The sequence below is a fragment of the Persicitalea sp. genome (genome assembly GCF_041751555.1).
GTDB lineage: Bacteria > Bacteroidota > Bacteroidia > Cytophagales > Spirosomataceae > Persicitalea.
Window position 1 is genome coordinate 1 of the sequence record NZ_JBGSXF010000400.1, and the last position, 2850, is coordinate 2850.

Below are 2850 nucleotides of genomic sequence, written 5' to 3' on the forward strand. Positions count from 1 at the left end.
AACGGCCAGACCCGTGACGTTGATGAGGGAGAAGAAGGTCTGCCGCTGGAAGTTGCGGAAGGCGATTTTGAGGTAGTTGAAAAGCATATTTTTGTTCATATGTATGTGGCTGATCTTTATAAGTCAGCCGTTTGCTCAAAACCTACTCCGTTCGCAACGACTTTGCCGGATCTTCGTTCGCCGCTCGAAAAGTCAGCCAGCCAACGGTGAGTCCGCCAACCAGTAGCATGACTACAAAACACGCCAGCGGCCCGAGGACGCCCAATGTGATGCGGTGAGCGAATTCGTGCAAGAACAATTCTCCGGCTAAATAGCCCAGCGGCAGGGCGATGACCCCGGCGATGAGCAACAGCCGGACGAAACCACTCGATAGCAACAGGACGATCTGCGCCACGGTAGCTCCCATCACTTTGCGGATGCCCACTTCCTTGGTACGCATTTCGGTAGTGTAAGATACCATTCCCAGCAAACCCAGACAGGCAATCGACAGCGCTATCGCCACCAGCAAGCCAATGACGGATAGGTCATCGAGGTGCAGATGATGATTGTACAAAGCCTCGTCGGTCCATTCGTAAGTGAAAGGTTCGCGGGGGTAAAGCTCCTGCCAGGCTTTTTCCAATTCGGCCACCACGGCGGCTTTGCGGCGCGGATTCACTTTTACATTCAGGTAGTGAAACTCGTCGGGCCGATATTGCAGCAGCAACGGATTCAACGGGCGGGCCAGGTTTTGGTAGTTGAAATCCTGCAAAACGCCGGCCACCTGCACTTCGCTGCTGTCGCTCAGCCACAGGAGTTGCCCAACGGCTTCTTGCGGGCTTTTGAAACGCAGGGCGGTCACCGCTTTTTCGTTGATCAGCACAAAGCGCCCCGCCGAATCAGAAACCGAAAGCGGTAGGTTTCGACCAGCTATCAGCTTCAAGTCCATATTGAGCACATAGTTGGCATCCGTAAAATGGGCGTCTGTGGGGATGTAATTTTGAAATTGGTCGGGAGAAACTTTCAAGTATCTCGCATGAAATCCCAGGGGTTGAAGGGTGGCGCCGACCCTTTCCACGTCCGCCAGTTGGCTCATTTTATCGGCTACAGGACGATAATTTTGCGGCGAAACGGGAATATTCAGGCTATTGTCCCGGTCGAAACCGTAGGAAGCGGTAGCCATGTGCCGAAATTGCTGGTACATCACCGTGACGAATACCATGAACACCAGCGACACTACGAACTGCACCACCATCAGCCCCTTGCGCAGTCCCATGCCCCGGAAAAGACTCTCGCCAAACCGACCCCGCAGTACATTGGCGGGCTGATAGCTCGACAAAATTCGGGCCGGAGCGATTCCCGCCAGGATCCCGGTCAGCAGCGCGAAGCCCAGAAAGTACGCCCATAGCGTCGGGTCGAATTCGATGCCTTCGGTCATGCGGCGGATGGGCGACAGGGTTGCCTTAAAAATATAGGCTAATCCCAGCGCGAAGATGGCCAACATGACCGACTCGGTCAGGAACTGTCCGACGATTTGCTTTCGCTGCGCCCCGGCCACCTTGCGGACGCCCACCTCGCGGGCGCGGCTCAGCGAACGGGCGATGGTAAGGTTGACGTAGTTGAATCCCGCCAGCAACAGAATTACTAACGCCAGGCTAGCGGGGCCCAGCACACTGCCCCAGGTAGGTTCCCAGGTACTTTTGCTCAGTTGTTCGCGGGCGGGAGAAAGGCTCGAAAGTACCTGCGACCGCAACGAGTAGGTTTGATCGGTTTGTGGCCCGAGGGCTTGGGTACCTAGTTTGGAAAGGCTGGCCAGGGCACCGTCGAGGGCGCGGCGCGGGGTATCCTCACGGAGCAGCACGTAGGTATAGGAAGAAGCATCCCAATGGCTGCGCCAGCTATTGAGTTGTGGACTTAACTTTTGGCTTTGCTCCAGCGCCGACACAGTAGCCATCGAAGCCAGCAGATCGAATTTCAGGTGTGATTTATTGGTTTTGGTATCCAGCACGCCCGTGATGGTGAACATCCCCTGATTTTTCAGCGTCAGCACTTTCCCCAGCGGACTGGCCGCTCCGAAGAAACGCTCGGCGGTACGGTCGGAGATGACGACCGTACGCGGGGCCACGGCGGGTTGACCGGAGATAAACCGAAAGCCGAACAAATCGAAAAAAGAGCCATCCGCAAAAGCCCCGTTGACCGAAAACGATTTGGCGTCGGTCGTAACTTCATTGCTCAGCCCATAGTAGATCCGGGCCGTTTTCTCGACAAAACCGTACTGCGATTCCAAAACCGCGCCCAGTGGCAGCGGAGAGGTGGCCACAACCTCTTTTCCGCCATCTTTCATCGTTACGTCGGTCAGAACCCGGTAAGTGCGGTTAGGATAAGGATGAAATTTATCGTAGTCGAAGGCGTCTTTTACCAGGACCAGCGCTAATAAGCAGACCATCATACCCGCTGACAGGCCAAAGATATTGATGAAGGAAAACAGCTTGTGTTTCCAGAAGTTGCGGAGGGCTATTTTTAGGTAGTTGGAAAGCATAATTCAAATATCGTTTTGAAGGTTCGGACAGGCGCTGCTGCGAACCTATGTGTCCGCCCGATGTTGCCAGACTGCACGAAAAAACCTATGCCTGATTTTTAATTTTCTGACTATCAGTACTTAAAATAAAATACCAATAAAAAAACTGACCGAATCCGAACACTTGGATTCGAAATCGGACAGTTGGAAGATGATCTTGGGCAGGTTTCACTAGCTAATCTTCCGCACCACTTACTTTGCCCGTTTGTACCTCCAAAAACTCAGTGCTTAAAATGCCGCACCCCCGTCGTTACCATCGCTACCCCATTAGCGTCGCAATAAGCGATGGAATCCTT

The 2850-nt window shown here is 53.8% G+C and carries 1 protein-coding gene; it reads right to left on the minus strand.

Going from position 1 to position 2850, the window contains the following annotated elements; all coding sequences use genetic code 11:
• Positions 1-142: 142 nt before the first annotated feature.
• Positions 143-2515: an ABC transporter permease gene (locus ACEW8P_RS14115; RefSeq protein ID WP_373513721.1), complete on the minus strand. Its 2373-nt coding sequence runs from the start codon at positions 2513-2515 to the stop codon at positions 143-145.
• Positions 2516-2850: the final 335 nt, after the last annotated feature.

Excerpts from the sequence above, each read along its gene's own strand:
- ACEW8P_RS14115 (WP_373513721.1), bottom strand. The coding sequence starts at position 2,515 with ATGCTTTCCAACTACCTAAAAATAGCCCTCCGCAACTTCTGGAAACAC.